Origin of the sequence: Chitinophaga parva (assembly GCF_003071345.1) — a bacterium.
Taxonomy (GTDB): Bacteria; Bacteroidota; Bacteroidia; order Chitinophagales; family Chitinophagaceae; genus Chitinophaga; species Chitinophaga parva.
The window spans coordinates 2276953-2294005 of the sequence record NZ_QCYK01000001.1; the positions used below are offsets into that span (position 1 = coordinate 2276953).

Consider the following 17053-nt stretch of genomic DNA (forward strand, 5'->3'; position numbering starts at 1 on the left):
TTTACATGCAATATATAAAACGCCGGCAAGGCGGCTGGTGGCTGCTTTTGGGCTGCCTGCTTTGCCTGGCCTCTTCTATCAACGCACAGAGTATACAGTCCCGCGTGGTGTCTGTCAATGTTACAAGACAGCCATTGGGACAGGTGCTGAACCTCATCAGCGCACAGGCACATTTTGTGTTTTCGTATAACAGTAACCTGGTACCGGCCGATAGCCTGGTAACGCTGGACGCCCCGCGCAAAACGGTGAAACAGGTGCTGGACCTGCTTTTCCAGGGAAACCTGTTGTACAAGGAAAGTGGTAATTACCTCATTTTGCAAAGGCCGCCCGCAGGGCAGGTGTTTACCATCAGCGGGTATGTGATAGACCAGCAGTCCGGCCACCGCTTGCCCAATGTGAGCGTGTATGAAAAAGAGCAACTGGTCTCTACCCTCACCAATGAGCAGGGGTATTTCCGCATCCGCATCCGCACGCGGGATAAGCCGCCCATGCCCGTGATCAGCATCAGTAAAGAACTTTACCTGGATACCACCATCATTGCTAGTCCTGCCATGGCGCAGGACTTCACTGTTTCCATACGTCCCGCGCCCATGATCACCCTGAAGCCGGTGGATGTGACCAACGATGTGGAAAAAACCTGGATGGCCCACTTTTTCCTCTCCTCCCGGGCGCGCATGCAGAGCTTGAACCTGAAGTTCCTCATGGATAAGCCTTACCAGTACTCACTGGTGCCGGGCCTGGGCACGCACGGGCACCTGAGCTCACAGGTGGTGAACCGTTTTTCGTTCAACCTCATAGGCGGGTACAGTGCGGGGCTCAATGGGCTTGAGTTTGCCACGGTTTTTAATATTGACAAAGGGGATGTGCGGGATGTGCAGATAGCCGGCGTGTTCAATGCCGTAGGTGGCCGTGTGAAAGGCCTGCAGCTGGCGGGAGTGTTCAACCACGTATTTGATACTACGCGGGCGGTGCAGATAGCCGGCGTATCTAACGTGGTGCGCAGTGAGGCCAGTGGCCTGCAGCTGGCAGGTATCACTAATACAGACATCGGCAATTTCAGTGGCATGCAGGTGAATGGTGTAGGCGCCTTTAACCGGAAGAATTTTTATGGTGCGTCTTTATCCGGCATTATGAACCTTACGTTGGGATGGGCCAGCGGCATGCAGGCTGCGGGCATTATGAATATTGTAAAAGATTCTACCCATGGCGTGCAGATAGCGGGCATTTTTAACCAGACCCGCAAAACCATGGATGGCGTGCAGATAGCAGGAATTTATAATTATGCGCGCAAGGCCAAGGGGGTACAGGTCTCCGTGGTGAACGTAGCCGACACCCTGGATGGAGTGAGCATTGGTGTCGTGAATTATGTGCGTACCGGTTATCATAAATTATCGGTGTACACTACGGAACTGATGCCGTTGAATGTGGCCTTTCAATCCGGCGCCCGGCACATTTACACCGTGGTGAGCGGCGGCGTGGATTTTGCCCACCACCGTGCATTTTATAATGGTTTCGGGATGGGATATGTGTTCAACCTGAAGCACGGCATGGTGTTGCCGGTGCAGCTGACCAACGAGATCTACCACCTGGGCAAGGATAATGAAGACCAGCCGGAGAAAGACAAGCAGAACGCCGCCCTGCTGCGGCTGGAACCATCATTGCAATGGCAGGTTACCCCGAAATTCGGGTTGTTCATAGGGCCTTCGTATTCTTTTTGCTACCGCGCGCTGCAGGGAGCAGAGGGGTATAAATCATTACCGGTGAGCTTTGCCACGCATTACACAGATAAGACTTCCGGGTGGTTTGGCTTCCACGCAGGTATTTGTATTTTTTAGATCAACATGCATAGGGGTAAGCGTAGGTATGGTTGTCATATCTGCACACAAAACAGATCTGCAGATCCATTTTACCTACGCTTTTAAAAACTTATGCAATGAGATCCTTCTTTATATTTTTTGTACTGGTGATAATGGGGGCTGGCGCAATAGCCCAGCAACATGTGAGCACAGGGGAGGTGGGCATTTTTTACCCCATCAGTACCAACGGGAAACAAGCACCACTTTTTACGAATCATTTCTCCTTCAACCTGTTCCAGGGCATTTCTGCGAATGAGACCGCCTTTACCCTATCCGGCCTGGTGACCAATGTAAAGGATACCGCCAGGGGCGTGCAGATAGCAAGCCTGGTAAACACGATAGGCCACAAACAGGGAGGTGTGCAGGTAGCCGGGCTGGTAAATGCCAGCAAAAGTGCAGATGCCCTGAGTATAGCCGGCCTTGCAAACGTGAACCATGGCAATGCCAAGGGCTTGCAGCTCTCCGGCCTTGCCAACACCGCCGATACCGCCACTGTGCAGATAGGTGGGATCGTGAACAAGGCCCACGAGGTGAACATGCAGATTGGAGGCCTCATTAACGTGGCAAAGAAAGTGAAAGGTGCACAGATCGCAGGGCTGGTCAACATTGCGGATAGCAGTGATTATCCCATTGCGCTGATCAATATTATTCGCAATGGTGACATGACCATTGGCCTGAGCACAGACCAGTCGCTCAATACAATGGTGACCTTCCGCTCCGGTGGTAACCGTCTTTATGGCATTATAGGCGCGGGTTATAACCTGAAACATGCAGACCGTAACCTTTACGCCATGCAGGCCGGTATAGGTGCACACCTGATCAACACGCCCATTTTCCGGCTGAACCTGGAGGCCAGCAGCCTGGAACTCACCGATTTCAAAGGGGCGCACAACCTGCAATCCGGCCTGCTGCTGTATCCTACCCTGCGGGTATGGAAGCAACTGGATGTATTTGCAGGGCCTTCTTTCAATTACACCATCTACCGCCGCGATGTGGCAGATGTACATCACCACTACGTGTGGAGCGATGACACCCGTGAAGGCAGGCAGGGTCTCTTTGTGGGCGCTGTAGCGGGCATTCAATGGACACTCTAAAGTGTAACAATATAGGTTAAGGAAACGGCCGCGGTACTTTTGCCGCGGCCTATTTTTTGCACGTTAAATCTTTGATATGGTGAGGGCAGCTGACGTTTTTTAAACAGGATATAGTAATTTTATCCCCTGTTTAACCGGCATTTACCGTAGACCTTTTATTGTTTAACACCATAAAAATGAAGCCTGCTGCGCATGGCAGGCATTGGAAAGCGCATATGAGCGATATCTTTGTAAAGCGTGGCCTGCTGCTCGCAGCCGCTGTAGTTTGTAGTGTAACTGTACACGCCCAGTTTGGGAACGTATTGCAAAAGGCTAAAGACAAAGCCGCACAAAAAGCCCAGGACGCCATCGATAAGAAAATGTCCTCCTCCTCATCCACCCCTACTTCCGGCACCGGCACGGACAATGCTACGGCCAGTACCGGGAGCACTACCGCCGGCACCCAGCCACGGAAACGCCTCAACGTAGAAAGCGTGTTTGATTTTGTGCCCGGCGATACGGTGCTCTATGCCAGCGGTTTTGACAAGCAGCCCGCGGGGGCCCTGCCGGCCGAATGGAAAACCAATGGCAGCGGGCAGTTGGTGAATATCTCCGGTTTCCCCGGCGCCTGGCTGCAGGTACAGGTAAATTCCACTTATAAACTGAAGCAGAACCTCTACCTGCCCAGCCATTGCAGCATTGAGTTTGATATTCTCAACAGCGTGGACCAGATCAAGGACATCTACCCCGTGCAGTTCGGCATTGCGGAAAATAACAGTGTGGCCGGCTGGAACGAAGGCGATATTTCCAATGTGCAACTGGAGTATTACAACAAAGACGAGGTGGTGACCTTTGCCGGCCCCACGGATAAATATAATTCCCTGAAGTTTGACCTGGAGCCTTATGCCAATGACAAGATGCATGTGTCTATCGAGATCAATGGCAACAACATGAAGGTGTACCTGGAAAAGCAGAAGATCCTGGATGCACAGGTGTTCAGGGATGGGGTGAAGAAGTACTTTTACTTCAGTAGTCCCCTGCGGCTGGACAATGATGCCAAGGTGTTCTTTGGCAATGTGCGCATGGCCAAGTACAAGTAAGTTTCCCCGGCGATACTGCATTTGCCCGGCCCTGGTGCCGGGCTTTTTTATGCCTGCTCATCAAAAAAATAGCGGTGCGTATTTGTCTTGATAACTTCCGGTATGATTTGTATGGAACGCTTGTTCCATGTTGCTTTTATATGCGTGTGTAATACGCAAATTTTTCCGGGTATGACATTGACATTACACAAGGCTTGTCAATTCTCCGTCACGCATTTTTATATGCAGATTTATATGTTCAATTTTACAGGAAACTTAGGAAACTCTAGCATGGAACGTAGCAGATCCCAATCGTCATTTCTCATTTTTATTCTTGGGGCACTCACGGCTTTAGGGCCTTTTTCAATAGATATGTACCTGTCTGGTTTTGCCGCCATTGGTAAAGACCTGGGCGTTAGCGACAGTGAAGTGGGGCTGTCACTTTCCAGTTACTTTATTGGCATTGGCGCGGGGCAGTTGCTGTATGGGCCGCTGCTGGACAAATTTGGCCGCAAGCGCCCGCTGTACATTGGGTTGGGTGTGTACATCATTGCCTCGCTGGGCTGTTTGGCCACACATTCCCTGGATAGCCTGGTGGCCTGGCGTTTTGTGCAGGCCGTGGGCAGTTGTGCCGCTACGGTAGCCGCTATGACCATGGTGCGGGACCTTTTCCCTGTGAGAGACAATGCGCGGGTGTTTGCCCTGCTCATGCTGGTGGTGGGTGCCTCGCCCATGCTGGCACCCACGGTGGGCGCACGGGTCACCAGTGTGCTGGGATGGCGTTATATTTTTGTGATCCTCTGTGCACTGGGCGTGCTTGCGCTGCTGGCCAGCATTTTATGGCTGCCTTCCCGCTTTGAGCCCAACCGGGAGCTTTCCCTGAAACCCGCGCCCATCCTGCAAAACTTCTGGAAGGTGTTAAAAGAACCCCAGTTTTACACCTACGCGGTCACCGGTGCCCTGGGGTTTGCGGGCCTGTTTGTGTATGTCTCCGGCTCATCCCATGTGCTCATGCAACTGTATCATTTAACGGAAGACCAGTTTGGGCTGATGTTTGCCGGCCTGGGAGCCGGCTTCATCGGGGCTAACCAGCTCAATAGCGTGGCCCTGCGCCGCTTCACCAGCCAGCAGGTGGTACCGGTGGCCCTCGCGGTACAGTCGGCCGCAGGCCTGGGCCTGTTGCTGTGTACTTACCAGGGCTGGCTGTCATTGCCCCTGCTGATCGTGCTGCTATTTGTGTACCTTAGTGGCGTGGGCTTTACCAACCCGAACACGGCAGCCCTGTCACTGGCGCCATTTGAGAAGCATGCCGGCAGCGCGGCCGCCCTGATGGGGGCTTTGCAAATGGGCATAGGGGCGCTGGCGTCTGTGGCGGTGAGCATGATCCATATGGCGGGCGCATTACCAATGACCGCCACCATGTGTGCAGCGGCCCTGCTGGCGGTGCTGGCGCTGGTTTCCGGCCGCCGCTACATTACCGGGCCGGTATTGGACGGCAGGGGTGTGGCAAGTGTTATGCATTGATTGTCAATTATTCTCCTGCCAATTATATCTTTTTTCAGGGCCCAGGCAACCATGCCGGGCCCACCGTCGTATTATTAGGTTGTAAACAAGAGACGGCCTCATTTATTTCATTTGGAAAATCTTACGACCATAATCGAGGGTTGCAAAGCTAAACAACCCATGAGCCAGCGGGCGATGTACGAACAGTACTATCCCTACGCGTGCAAGATCGCTTTCCGGTATATTTACCGGTACGATAAGGCCGTGGACGTGGTAAATGATGGCTTTGTAAAACTGTTCACCCACTTCGACAAGTTCCAGTATGCGCCCGGCCAGGACGTGCAGCGGATGCTGATGGGGTGGATCAGGAAGATTATGGTCAATACGGCCATAGACTCCCTGCGCAGCAAGAACATGATGCCGGAAATAGGAGGCATCCCGGAATACGTGTGGGAAGAGGAGCCTACGGCAGAAGTATCTGCAGAGCAGCGGCTCTACTACAAAGAACTGATCATTCTCATAAAGGAACTGCCGCCATCCTACCAGGTGGTCTTCAATATGTACGTAATAGATGGGTTTACGCACCCGGAAATAGCCCAGGAACTGGGTATTTCCGTAGGCGCGTCTAAATCCAACCTGGCAAAGGCCCGCGCACATTTGCGCAAGAAACTTAATACCGATATCTCTGAAATAGACGTATGCAGCTTTTAGACGACGATATGGACGAACTGTTCCGGAACGCGGCGTCCCGGTACCCCCTCAAAACAGACGGGGCGGATTGGGATGCGCTCAGCCGCAGGCTGCACCCGGAAAATGAGGCCGTGCCGCCGCCCCCGGCGGACACGCCGGCGCCTCCGCGCAAAACGCGCTGGTGGAGGGGCCTGGGCCTCCTTGCGTTGCTGCTGGCCGGGGGGATCTACTGGGTAACCACGCAAATGGGGACCGCCAAAAATGAACATATCACTGCTACGGATACACGCAGCCATATAGCAACCTCAAATTCCTCCGCAGCGGCTACCGGTAATGAGCCGGGCAATAGCATACAACAGCATGGCGTAGCCGCTGACCAGGAAAATAAGGAGGATAATGCGCCTGCGGCGAATGCCACCATCGCACACCGGCCTGCAGCACCGGCCGGAGAAGCAACAGCAGGTCGCACCGTGACGCCTGTGGCAAATACCGGCGTGACTAACGGTAACGAACCTACGAAAATAAGTAAGATAACTCCGCGGGCAGCACAGGCAAACCTGCACCCCGTGCACACCACTGTTAAAAGCTGGATGATAGGCGTGCACACAGCCACCGCCGGCAGCGGCCCGGATAGCTGGAGCATTAACCCGGTGCCGGTAAGAGTACCCGTGCCTGCGGCGGATGCCAGCGTGACGGAAAGCGTGCCCGCTGCACCTGTTAATGCAGACAGCATCCACACCGTAGCTGCACCGGTAACCATCAGTGCCGTGAGTGGGAAAACGCCTGCCTTTAATCCCGCGCCGGATGGGCTTTCCAGGCCCACAGACTCCCTGCCGGTGCAGGCGTTTAAAGGTACGGGCAGTAAAGTGCCTACCGGTTTTTATGCAGGGATCGTGGTGGCGCCGGACTTCAGCACGGTGAAAATGCAGCAGGCCCGCTCCCTGGGGTATAGCTTTGGCGCCGTGGTAGGCTACCGTATTTCCCAACACTGGGCGGTGGAAACGGGGGCGGCCTGGGAAAGAAAGAACTACTATTCCAAAGGCCAGTATTTTGATAAAAGCAAATTGAAGAACCCGGATATCAACATCCTCACCGTGGACGGCTACTGCCAGATGGTGGATGTGCCGGTGAACGTACGCTATTACTTTAATATCACACAAAAGCATAGCTGGTATGCAAATGCAGGCCTCTCGTCCTACTTCATGAGCCGGGAATGGTACAAGTACGACATTGAGAACAACGGCGCTTACTATGACCGTGCGGTAGGGTATAACACTGCCACGCAGAACTGGTTCTCCGTGCTGAACCTGGGCCTGGGCTATGAGCACAAGGTGGGCGGTATTGGCAACGTGCGGATAGAGCCTTATGTGAAAGTACCATTGGCCGGGGGCATCGGCATCGGCAGCCTGCCGGTGACCAGTGTAGGCATCAACATTGGCATTACCCGCAATATCCGCTGGTAGCGCCGCAGGCACACTTTTTCATTTTCATTTTTTTTAATCAACACGCGTCATGCGAAAAAAGTATCTCCTTTTCGCAGGGTTACTCCTGTGCCTGCTCGGTTTCAGTATCGGGTACTACCTGTATAACAAGCCCCGCGACAACGCTGCCGGCGAACAGGCAGCCTATCATGTAAAAGCAAAAGACCTGTACCTGGGCTTCATGAAGGAAGAGCAGGCAGCTACTGCCATGTATGTGAACAAGGTGATCGCCATCAGCGGCACCGTGCTTTCCGTGCAGCATGAAGGCAAAGATGCGTCCGTACTGCTTTCTGCCGGAGGAGACGCTACCGGTGGGGTGAACTGTACCCTGGCGGCGGGTGAAGAAGGTAACCTGCCCTCACCGGGAGAGGACGTGGAGATCAAAGGCCGTTGCAACGGGTTCCTGATGGATGTAAGCGTGGTAGACGCCGTAGTGGTCCGGCATTAGCCCACATCAATAAAACACAGACACTTTTTGTAAAACACATCTTTATGAAAAAACTATTGTTGCCCGCCATGGGCCTGGCAGCTTTTTGCCTTTACCTCGTGGCCTGCTCCAAAGCACATGAATCGGACCTGGTAAAGAATGGGAATGGGAATGGAAACACCTGTGATACGGTGAACATGACCTACACCGCCAATGTGCTGCCCATCCTGCAAAACAATTGCTACCCCTGCCATGGTAACGGCCAGAACATGGGCGGTGTGCAGCTGGATAATTTTGCCACCCTGGAAACACTGGCGCATAACGGTACCCTGTATGGTGTGATCACCCACGCATCCGGCTATCCTGCCATGCCGGAAGGCGGCGCCAAGTTATCTGACTGTGATATCAACAAGATCCAGGACTGGATCAACCGCGGTGCGCAAAACAATTGATCTCATCACGTTCTAAACAACTCCATATGAAATACCTGTATATGGTGCTGCTGGCCGGTGTGGCCGCGGCACCCGCAAAAGCCCAGACCTACATGACGCGTAACGGGGAAGCCGGCTTTTATTCCAAGACGCCGATGGAAGATATCAAAGCAGAGAACAAGCAGGTGTATGCGGCTATAGACCGCACAAAGAAAACAGTGGCCTTCACCCTGCTCATGCGCAACTTCCTGTTTGAAAAACAACTCATGCAGGACCACTTCAATGAGAACTACGCAGAGAGCGATAAATTTCCCCGTGCACAATTTGCCGGTACCTATACCGGCGACGTGCCTGCCACGCCGGGTACTTACCCTGTACAGGTGAGTGGTAAGCTCACCATCCACGGGGTTACCAAAGACGTGCAGATGCCCGCCACCCTGGAAGTACAGGGGGATAAGCTGACGGGCAAAACCCAGTTCAGCGTAGATCCCAATGATTATAATATTAAAATCCCCGCGCTGGTACGAGAAAAGATCGCCGCTAAAATTGATGTGAAGGTAAATGCCGCCTGCCAGGCAGTTAAATAATTTAAGACCATGAACAAGAAACATATTTACGGCCTGGTGGCCGCGCTGCTGCTGCCTTTCCAATCATTACTGGCGCAGGACAGCAGCCTGCTGAAAATGCTTAATGACAGTGCCAGTGCAGACCAGCATCAGGAACTGGTAACCGGTACGTTTAAGGCTACTCAACTGGTCAACATGCCTACTATAGAGTCGCCTGCCAGGCAAAACCTCCAGTTCCTGATCATGCACCGGTTTGGTAAACTGAACCAGGGCGCTTATGAGCTTTTCGGGCTGGATAATGCTTCCATCCGTTTTGGACTGGACTATGGCATCAGCGACCGCTTGTCTGTAGGTATCGGCAGAAGCTCACTGGACAAGGCTTTTGACGGGTCTGTAAAATGGAAGATCCTGCAGCAGTATAATACCGGCATGCCCATCAGCGTAAGCCTTAACGAAGTGGTGAACAACTACACGCAGAAGTATGCAGACAAGCCTTACCTGGATGCAAAATACCGCACCAGCTACACCTCGCAGCTGCTCATTGCCCGCAAATTCAGCCGCAACCTGTCTTTGGAGCTGATGCCTTCCTGGGTCCACTACAATCTTACGCCCACACCGGATGATAAAACAAACGTGTTTGTGATGTCTGCCGGGGGCCGCATGAAGATCACCAAACGCATGAGCATAGACGCCGAGTACAATTACCTCCTGCCGAACCAGGTGGTGTCTTACAAAGTGTACAACACCCTGTCCCTCGGCCTGGATATTGAAACCGGCGGGCACGTGTTCCAGCTGGTGTTTACGAATGCCGGCGGCATGGCAGCGCCTTATTATCTGGCAAAGGCTGACGGTAGCTGGGGCAAGGGCGACATCTTCTTCGGGTTCAACATTTCCCGCAACTTTAACTTCCGGAAGCGCAAATAAAACGGGTTTTTGTGCTATGTTAGGGGCATGACCACTACGAAAGAAAAGAACTTCCTGGTAAAATTACTGTCCATCGAGGTGCTGACCGCTATCGTATTTTTCGTGATAGCGCTCAGCGCCTTTATGTTTATAGCAGATGAGATCGTGATGGAAAAGGAAGACCTGTTTGATAGCCGTGTGTTTGAATATGCCTGGCAGTTCAGCTCCCCCGCGCATGACCGCATTGCCCTGTTCATCACGTCCCTGGGCACTTTCCTCTTCCTGGTGCCCGCTTACCTGGGCATTGGCATCTACCTGTCACTGAAAAAGAAAAGACGCTATGCCATTACCATGGGAGTGATCAGTGTGCTGAGCCTGTTGCTGGGTTTTGTACTCAAAGAAGCATTCCACCGCCAGCGCCCCCTGCTGAAACACCTGGACCCGGTGATCGGCTATAGCTTTCCCAGCGGGCACACTATGGCTGCTTTTACATTCAGTGGTATCATGATCTACCTGTTGTGGAATGCCCGCATTTCCGTATATGCGAGGGTGTTAGGTACCATATTTTTTTTCCTGCTGGCAGTGGCCATTGGGCTCAGCCGCATTTACCTGCACGTGCACTTTGCCAGTGATGTGATAGGCGGTTTTTGCGTTACCGTAGTGTGGATTTCCATGTGTTTTGTGGCCATCCAGTACGCCCATCACCGGGGCTGGCTGTGAGCGGGGACGGACGTCTATTGTACGAAACCGAACAGTGACGGAGTAATAAATCGTGTTTAACTATTTGATAACCATTATTTGGCGAAGGGTGGCACCTTTTTGGCGGCAGGCTTTCCATAAAAATTTGCCCGCCTGATGTTTAAGAACTACCTCAAGATGGCACTCCGCAACCTGCGCCGCCACTCCCTGTTTGCCGGTCTTAATATCTTTGGCCTTGCCATCGGCATGGCCTGCAGCATCCTTATATTTTTGTGGGTACAGGATGAAAACAGCTATGACCGTTTTCATCCAAACGCTGGTCAAACCTACCGGCTGGTAGGTGATGTAATGGGTACAAAGGCAGCGGTAACTCCCTGGGTCATGGGACCGGAGCTGCAGCGGCAGCTGCCCGGGGTGGAGCATGTAACCCGGGTAAACCTGCAGCAGGGTAAGCGCCTGGTATCTGCCGGCGGGCGTAAGTTTGAAGAGAAGAATGTACTGTATGCCGATTCCAATTTCCTGCAAATGTTCAACTATCCACTGCTGGAAGGCGATGCGGCAACCGTGCTTGGAAAGCCGCACGTAGTGCTTGTTTCCAGGGCGGCGGCGCAGCGTTATTTTGGCAAGGAGGACCCGGTGGGCAAAACCCTTCATATCGATAACAGCATTACCGGCGTGGATGTACAGGTGGCCGGTGTATTGAAAGATATTCCCCACAATTCCCACCTGCAATTTGACTTCCTGCTGCCATTTTCCGAGACCGGCATGTCTGCCAGGTGGAACACCTTTGCTGCATTTACCTACCTGCAATTGCAGCCTGGCGTAGATCTGAAGCAACTGGTGTCCAAAATAAATGACCTGTACAAGGAGCATGACAATGGCCGCACCCCCGCCACTTTTTCCCTGCAACCCTTGACCAGCGTGCATTTGCAGTCGGACCGGATGATGGATGTACCTGGCCAGGGCAATGCGCAGTATGTGCGCATCATGCTGCTGGTGGGCATTTTTGTGCTGGTGATCGCCTGCATTAATTTCATGAACCTTTCTACCGCGGTGGCGGGTAAGCGGGCCAAGGAAGTGGGCCTGCGCAAAACGGTGGGGGCCTTGCGCAGGCAGCTATTCCTGCAGTTCATCGCAGAATCTTTTGTTACCTGCTTACTGGCATTGATATTGGGTTCCGGGCTGGCGTATGCATTGCTGCCGTATTTTAACCAGCTGGCGGATAAGCAACTGCACCTTCAGTTTACGGATACACGGCTGTTGGGCATACTGCTTTGCATTGCATTGGGTGTGGGGCTGTTGAGTGGTGCTTACCCGGCATTGTTCCTGTCCCGTTTCAACCCCGTGCAGGTGCTCAAGGGACAAAAGACCGGCGCCGGCCGCAGATCCTTGCTGCGCAATGGTTTGGTGATATTGCAGTTTTCCATTTCAGTGATCCTGATGGTGTGCACGGTGGTAGTGTATAAGCAGTTACAGTTTATCCGCCAGCGGGATATGGGCTTTAATAAAGACAACCTCCTGTACGTGGAGATGCCCCGGGTAGGAGACCTGTTTAACCAAAGCCAGGCCCTGAAAACGGCCCTGCAGCAGCAAACAGGCCTTGCAGATTATAGCATTGTGAGTGAGCTGCCGGTGTGGCTCACCAATGAAGTGAACCAGCTGCAATGGCCTGGCAAAACGCCGGACCAGGAAATGCTGGCCGGCATGCTTTCCGTGGATGGCAACTTTACCCGCACTTTCGGCGTGCGCCTGCTGGCCGGCCGTTTCCTCGAAGACGGGCGCCCGGCAGACGATAGCAACTTCGTGGTGAACGAAGCCGCCCTGCGGGCCATGCACATGCAACCCGCTACGGCCCTGGGCCAGTCCATCGGGATGGGTGATGAGCATGGCACTATCGTGGGCGTGGTGCAGGACTTTAATTTTAAACCGGTACAGGAACCGGTGGAACCGCTTTTTTTACGGCACAACCGTTTTGGAGGTTTCTTCGTGATCCGCACCAGTGGCGCGGCTTTGCAGTCCACCATTGAGCGGGTGCAGACCCTGTTCAAACAGGTGTACCATGATTATCCTTTCAACTACGGGTTTGTAGCGGACGATATTAACCGGCTTTACGCCAGTGAACGGCGTATGGGCAGCCTGGTAAATATTTTTGCAGCCCTGTCTATCATCATCTCCTGCCTGGGATTATTTGGCCTGGTCACGTTTGCCACACAGCAGCGGGTGAAGGAAATAGGCATCCGTAAAGTGATGGGCGCAGGAGAAGCCGGCATCGTGGCCCTGCTTACCAAAGATTTTATAGCACTGGTGGCACTGGCATTGCTGGTGGCCTTCCCGGTGGCGCACTGGTTGATGGGACATTGGCTGGCAGGCTTTGCCTACCATGTGCACCTGAGCTGGTGGATCTTTGTGGTGGCGGGCATTACCGCCATATGCATTGCCCTGGCCACTATCAGTTTCCAGGCCATCCGTGCAGCCACGGTAAGCCCGGTAAAAAGTTTAAAAGCAGACTAGTGGTGGCACTCCTCATCATAGAAAAGGTGCCCGGCCATGAGCGGTGCACCTTTTGTTTTATCCCAGTTCAATATTGAAATCCTTGTTGAGCACCAGTTTTCCTTCCACTTCATTTTCACTGCCGGGCATTTTCAAACCTTTGATCTTACCGGTTTTGCCTTTGGTGATGAGGTCAATCACTTGTTTATCTGTTAGCTTTTTGCCCATCAACTCAAAAGGCAGCTTAAAACCACATACGTTGAAGTTTGCGCAGCCGTAAGCGGTGTTGCCCTTACGCAGGGGATGGCTTTTGCATTTGGGGCATTGCAGGCTTTCCATGCTTACTTCCGGTTTGGGTTCTTTCGGCTTTGGCTCCTTTTTAGGTTTGGCCTCTTTTTCCGGCTCCGGCGGCGTTTCCGGGGCCAGGGTGATCACCTTGTAGGCATTGTTCTTTACTTCTTTGGTGAGGGCCTGCACCATTTCTATGAGTTCCTGCTTAAAAGTGTCCATCTGGTATTCCCCTTTTTCAATGAGGCGCAGTTTTCGTTCCCACGTACCCGTTAGTTCAGCGCTTTTCAGCAATTCGTTCTGGATGGTATCTATCAGGTCCATGCCGGTTTGCGTGGCAAAGATGTTCTTTTTGCGCTTTTCAATGTAGCGGCGGCGGAAGAGGGTTTCAATGATATTGGCGCGGGTGGAGGGGCGGCCAATGCCGTTGTCTTTCAGCAGCTCGCGCATTTCTTCATCCTCTACCTGCTTGCCCGCGGTTTCCATGGCCCGCAGCAAAGTAGCCTCTGTGTAGGGTTTGGGCGGGGTGGTCTTGCCCTGGTGGATCTTGGGCGTATGCGGGCCGCTTTCACCCACTACGAACAGGGGCAGCGTTTTTTCTTCTTCTTCACCTTCCTTTTTTTCCGGTACATCATTGGCATACACCTCCTTCCAGCCTGGCTCCAGGATCTGTTTACCAGTGGCTTTAAAAGGTACCTGGCCTACTTTACCGAGCACGGTGGTGTTAGATACCTTGCACTCCGGGTAAAAGGCTGCAATGAAGCGGCGGGCTACCAGGTCGTACACGCGTTTTTCTTCCAATGGCAGGCCTTGGGGGTACATGCCGGTGGGAATGATGGCATGGTGGTCTGTCACCTTTTTATCGTCAAAAACAGATTTCAGTTTTGGAATGGGCTTGGCCAGGATGGATGCTGTGAGCGCGGCATACGGCGTCATATCCTGGAGAATGCCGGCTACCTTGGGATGCAGGTCTTCAGAAAGATAAGTGGTATCCACCCTCGGGTAGGTGACCAGTTTTTTTTCGTAGAGGTTCTGGATGTACTTGAGTGTATCGTCTGCCGAATAGGCAAATTTCTTATTGGCTTCTACCTGCAGGGCGGTGAGGTCAAACAGGCGGGGATTACCTTCCTTGCCTTCCTTCTTTTCAAAAGAGGTGATCTCAAACGGGTGCTGCTTCAGGTATTCCAGGCCTTTGCCGGCTTTGTCCGCGCTTTTCAGGCGGTCTATGGCCGCGGTAAATTCAGTTTCCCGGTAAATGGTTTTCAGTTCCCAGTACTCTTCAGACACAAAGGCGTTGATCTCCTTTTGCCTGGCCACGATCATGGCCAGTGTAGGGGTTTGCACGCGGCCTATGGACAGGATGATCTTGCCGGTGCCAAACTTTTTGGTGAACAGGCGGGTGGCGTTCATGCCCAGCAGCCAGTCGCCAATGGCGCGGGCGCTGCCGGCGGCGTAGAGGTTATTGTATTGGGCAGCATCCTTGAGGGCATTGAAACCATCCTTGATGGCCTGTTCCGTAAGGGAAGAGATCCAGAGGCGCTTCACCGGTTTGGTGTTCTGTGCCTTCAGCAGTACCCAGCGTTGTATCAGTTCTCCTTCCTGGCCGGCATCCCCGCAATTGATCACCTCATCACAGGCCTGTACCAGGGTTTCAATCACCTTGAATTGTTTTTGCACCCCGGCGTTGTCTATCAGTTTGATGCCGAAGTTAGCAGGGATCATGGGCAGGTCTTCCAGGTGCCAGTACTTCCACCGGTCAAAGTAGTCGTGCGGTTCCTTGAGGGTGCAGAAGTGCCCGAAGGTCCAGGTTACCTGGTACCCGTTGCCTTCGTAATAGCCTTCCTTCCGTTGCTTTGCACCGAGTATTTCCGCTATGTCCCTGGCCACACTTGGTTTTTCTGCAATGCAAACTTTCATGACGATGTTTAAAAAATGAGGGCAGCGAAGATCGGAATTTTAGCCTGAAAAGCCAGCAGCCCGCCTTCCGCCGTGATTTATACAAGAAATCCAAAGAAACTGCCATTGTGCAGCCCCTTGGATTGGCGCACCTTTGTAGGGTAGCCGGCTGACATATATCACAACAGGAAGAAGCAGCCCGGCCACCTCAAGAATTAAGCAGTTACCCAATAATATTTGCCCTTCATGGGCGCGGCGGTCCGTCCGTGACCGTGAAATAAAGTTAAAGGATTAAGTGGTGTACAAAAAGAAATAAGGCTCCGATTTCCATCGGGGCCTTTGTGATGTAGGAGTAGGTTTATACAACTCTCCATCACCGGTATCGCATGTATACTGCGTTCCGGCAAACGGTCATTGCGTTGGGCATCTGCGTGGTGGTGGACCCTGACGTGACGGCACGGGCCGGGTGGGCAGTAGCTTATATGTGGGTGATGGGGATGAATATGGGCCTCCTGTTGCTGGCCGGTATCGGATTGCCCGGTTTCCGGAAAAGCAGTATCTTTTACCAAACACACCACTCTCCCCATGCGTCAACTCCTGCAACGCCTGTTCCGCAAACCCATGATGCGGATCGCGGATAAGCTTTCGTCCCAGCCGGACAAAAATGCGGTATTCAAGGCACTCACCGCTTTGCGCCAGGACATTGTAGACGGTAAATCGGCCCGCGGCAGCATACTGCCCTTCCATCCTGATACGGACCGGTTCATCATCTTCTCCGACCAGCACAAAGGTGGGCGCGATGCTGCAGATGACTTCATGCCGGCAGAGAAAAATTATATACAGGCCCTCGAACATTATTACACAGAAAATTACACTTATATCAACCTGGGTGATTGTGAAGAACTGTGGGAGAACACACCCACCGTTTGCATGGGCGCCAACAAGGCCGCGCTGGCCGTGGAAGTGAAATTCCTGCAGGCTAAACGGTACTATCGCGTGTTTGGCAACCACGACCTGCAATGGGGCTACGCAGTGCCGCAGAACCTGTACCTGAAGCCGGTCTTCGGCTCCTCGCTGGAAGTGAGGGAAGGGTATATCCTGCAAGGCATCACCAACGGCAAGCCCATTTCCATCTTTCTCACCCATGGTCACCAGGGCGACCAGCGCAGTGACGGCAATGCTTTCAGCAAATGGATCGTAGCCGCCATCTGGACGCCCATTCAGCGCTACCTGGAGATCAGCCTTAACACCCCTTCCGATTCTTTTGAACTGACAGATGCCCACAACATCATCATGTACGAGTGGAGTGCTACCCGCCGGGATATTTTACTGATCTCCGGGCATACGCATAAACCGGTATTTGCTTCGCTGGATCACATAGACCGGCTTACCAAACAATTGGAAAAGACCACTGATCCCGCTGTGCGCTCCCAGCTGCTGGCAGAGCTGGATAAGCGTAAGCATGAATATGCCGGCAAGCAGCTGGTAAAGACCATGGCACATCCCAGCTATTTCAACACCGGCTGCTGCTGTTTCAGTGATGGGGATTGCACCGGCATTGAGATCGCGGATGGTTTTATCCGCCTGGTAAAATGGAAAGATGAAGGTCATGGCATACAGCGGATGGTGCTGGAAGAAGCGCCGCTTTTTTACATCTTTGAGCAATTGTAA

General features: G+C 53.0%; 14 protein-coding genes. 13 read left to right on the forward strand and 1 reads right to left on the reverse strand.

Features of this window, described 5'->3' with window-relative positions:
* Positions 1-5 precede the first annotated feature (5 nt).
* The 12 genes from DCC81_RS09560 to DCC81_RS09615 all read left to right on the forward strand — a co-directional run bounded on the left by DCC81_RS09560 (position 6) and on the right by DCC81_RS09615 (position 13219).
* A complete protein-coding gene (locus tag DCC81_RS09560; protein ID WP_108686301.1) occupies positions 6-1835 on the forward strand; it encodes an STN and carboxypeptidase regulatory-like domain-containing protein in 1830 nt (609 codons plus the stop codon).
* 98 nt (positions 1836-1933) lie between these two features.
* A complete protein-coding gene (locus DCC81_RS09565) occupies positions 1934-2950 on the forward strand; it encodes a hypothetical protein (RefSeq protein ID WP_108686302.1) in 1017 nt (338 codons plus the stop codon).
* A 176-nt stretch (positions 2951-3126) separates the two neighbouring features.
* A complete protein-coding gene (locus DCC81_RS09570; protein WP_108686303.1) occupies positions 3127-4029 on the forward strand; it encodes a hypothetical protein in 903 nt (300 codons plus the stop codon).
* A 270-nt stretch (positions 4030-4299) separates the two neighbouring features.
* Positions 4300-5532, forward strand: coding sequence for a multidrug effflux MFS transporter (locus DCC81_RS09575; protein ID WP_108686538.1), 1233 nt, complete (start codon positions 4300-4302; stop codon positions 5530-5532).
* A gap of 159 nt (positions 5533-5691) precedes the next feature.
* Positions 5692-6222 carry an RNA polymerase sigma factor gene (locus DCC81_RS09580; protein ID WP_240612941.1) on the forward strand — a complete coding sequence of 177 codons (531 nt, stop codon included), beginning with the start codon at positions 5692-5694 and terminating at the stop codon, positions 6220-6222.
* Positions 6210-7664: an outer membrane beta-barrel protein gene (locus DCC81_RS09585; RefSeq protein WP_108686305.1), complete on the forward strand. Its 1455-nt coding sequence runs from the start codon at positions 6210-6212 to the stop codon at positions 7662-7664. The genes DCC81_RS09580 and DCC81_RS09585 overlap by 13 nt, the downstream gene beginning before the upstream one ends.
* A 49-nt stretch (positions 7665-7713) precedes the next feature.
* Positions 7714-8130, forward strand: coding sequence for an OB-fold protein (locus tag DCC81_RS09590; RefSeq protein ID WP_108686306.1), 417 nt, complete (start codon positions 7714-7716; stop codon positions 8128-8130).
* 44 nt (positions 8131-8174) lie between these two features.
* The gene (locus DCC81_RS09595) at positions 8175-8561 is read left to right on the forward strand and encodes a c-type cytochrome (RefSeq protein ID WP_108686307.1); all 387 of its coding nucleotides are present in this window, start codon (positions 8175-8177) and stop codon (positions 8559-8561) included.
* 26 nt (positions 8562-8587) lie between these two features.
* Positions 8588-9127 carry a YceI family protein gene (locus DCC81_RS09600; protein ID WP_108686308.1) on the forward strand — a complete coding sequence of 180 codons (540 nt, stop codon included), beginning with the start codon at positions 8588-8590 and terminating at the stop codon, positions 9125-9127.
* 9 nt (positions 9128-9136) lie between these two features.
* On the forward strand, positions 9137-10030 hold the full coding sequence (locus DCC81_RS09605) for a DUF5777 family beta-barrel protein (protein WP_108686309.1): 894 nt from the start codon (positions 9137-9139) through the stop codon (positions 10028-10030).
* Positions 10031-10057: 27 nt separating this feature from the next.
* Entirely contained in the window at positions 10058-10729 is a 672-nt protein-coding gene (locus DCC81_RS09610; protein WP_108686310.1) for a phosphatase PAP2 family protein, read from the forward strand.
* Between the two features lie 135 nt (positions 10730-10864).
* Positions 10865-13219: an ABC transporter permease gene (locus DCC81_RS09615; RefSeq protein WP_108686311.1), complete on the forward strand. Its 2355-nt coding sequence runs from the start codon at positions 10865-10867 to the stop codon at positions 13217-13219.
* Positions 13220-13276: 57 nt separating this feature from the next.
* Here the strand turns inward: DCC81_RS09615 and DCC81_RS09620 are convergent, their stop codons facing one another.
* Positions 13277-15403, reverse strand: a complete 2127-nt coding sequence (locus DCC81_RS09620) for a type IA DNA topoisomerase (protein WP_108686312.1) — start codon at positions 15401-15403, stop codon at positions 13277-13279.
* A gap of 564 nt (positions 15404-15967) precedes the next feature.
* On the opposite strand from DCC81_RS09620, the gene DCC81_RS09625 reads away from it, so the two are divergent.
* Entirely contained in the window at positions 15968-17053 is a 1086-nt protein-coding gene (locus tag DCC81_RS09625; RefSeq protein WP_108686313.1) for a metallophosphoesterase, read from the forward strand.

Bases quoted from the DNA above. Each gene is read 5' to 3' on its own strand.
- DCC81_RS09560 (WP_108686301.1), top strand. From the start codon at position 6: ATGCAATATATAAAACGCCGGCAAGGCGGCTGGTGGCTGCTTTTGGGC.
- DCC81_RS09565 (WP_108686302.1), top strand. From the start codon at position 1,934: ATGAGATCCTTCTTTATATTTTTTGTACTGGTGATAATGGGGGCTGGC.
- DCC81_RS09570 (WP_108686303.1), top strand. From the start codon at position 3,127: ATGAAGCCTGCTGCGCATGGCAGGCATTGGAAAGCGCATATGAGCGAT.
- DCC81_RS09575 (WP_108686538.1), top strand. From the start codon at position 4,300: ATGGAACGTAGCAGATCCCAATCGTCATTTCTCATTTTTATTCTTGGG.
- DCC81_RS09580 (WP_240612941.1), top strand. From the start codon at position 5,692: ATGAGCCAGCGGGCGATGTACGAACAGTACTATCCCTACGCGTGCAAG.
- DCC81_RS09585 (WP_108686305.1), top strand. From the start codon at position 6,210: ATGCAGCTTTTAGACGACGATATGGACGAACTGTTCCGGAACGCGGCG.
- DCC81_RS09590 (WP_108686306.1), top strand. From the start codon at position 7,714: ATGCGAAAAAAGTATCTCCTTTTCGCAGGGTTACTCCTGTGCCTGCTC.
- DCC81_RS09595 (WP_108686307.1), top strand. From the start codon at position 8,175: ATGAAAAAACTATTGTTGCCCGCCATGGGCCTGGCAGCTTTTTGCCTT.
- DCC81_RS09600 (WP_108686308.1), top strand. From the start codon at position 8,588: ATGAAATACCTGTATATGGTGCTGCTGGCCGGTGTGGCCGCGGCACCC.
- DCC81_RS09605 (WP_108686309.1), top strand. From the start codon at position 9,137: ATGAACAAGAAACATATTTACGGCCTGGTGGCCGCGCTGCTGCTGCCT.
- DCC81_RS09610 (WP_108686310.1), top strand. From the start codon at position 10,058: ATGACCACTACGAAAGAAAAGAACTTCCTGGTAAAATTACTGTCCATC.
- DCC81_RS09615 (WP_108686311.1), top strand. From the start codon at position 10,865: ATGTTTAAGAACTACCTCAAGATGGCACTCCGCAACCTGCGCCGCCAC.
- DCC81_RS09620 (WP_108686312.1), bottom strand. From the start codon at position 15,403: ATGAAAGTTTGCATTGCAGAAAAACCAAGTGTGGCCAGGGACATAGCG.
- DCC81_RS09625 (WP_108686313.1), top strand. From the start codon at position 15,968: ATGCGTCAACTCCTGCAACGCCTGTTCCGCAAACCCATGATGCGGATC.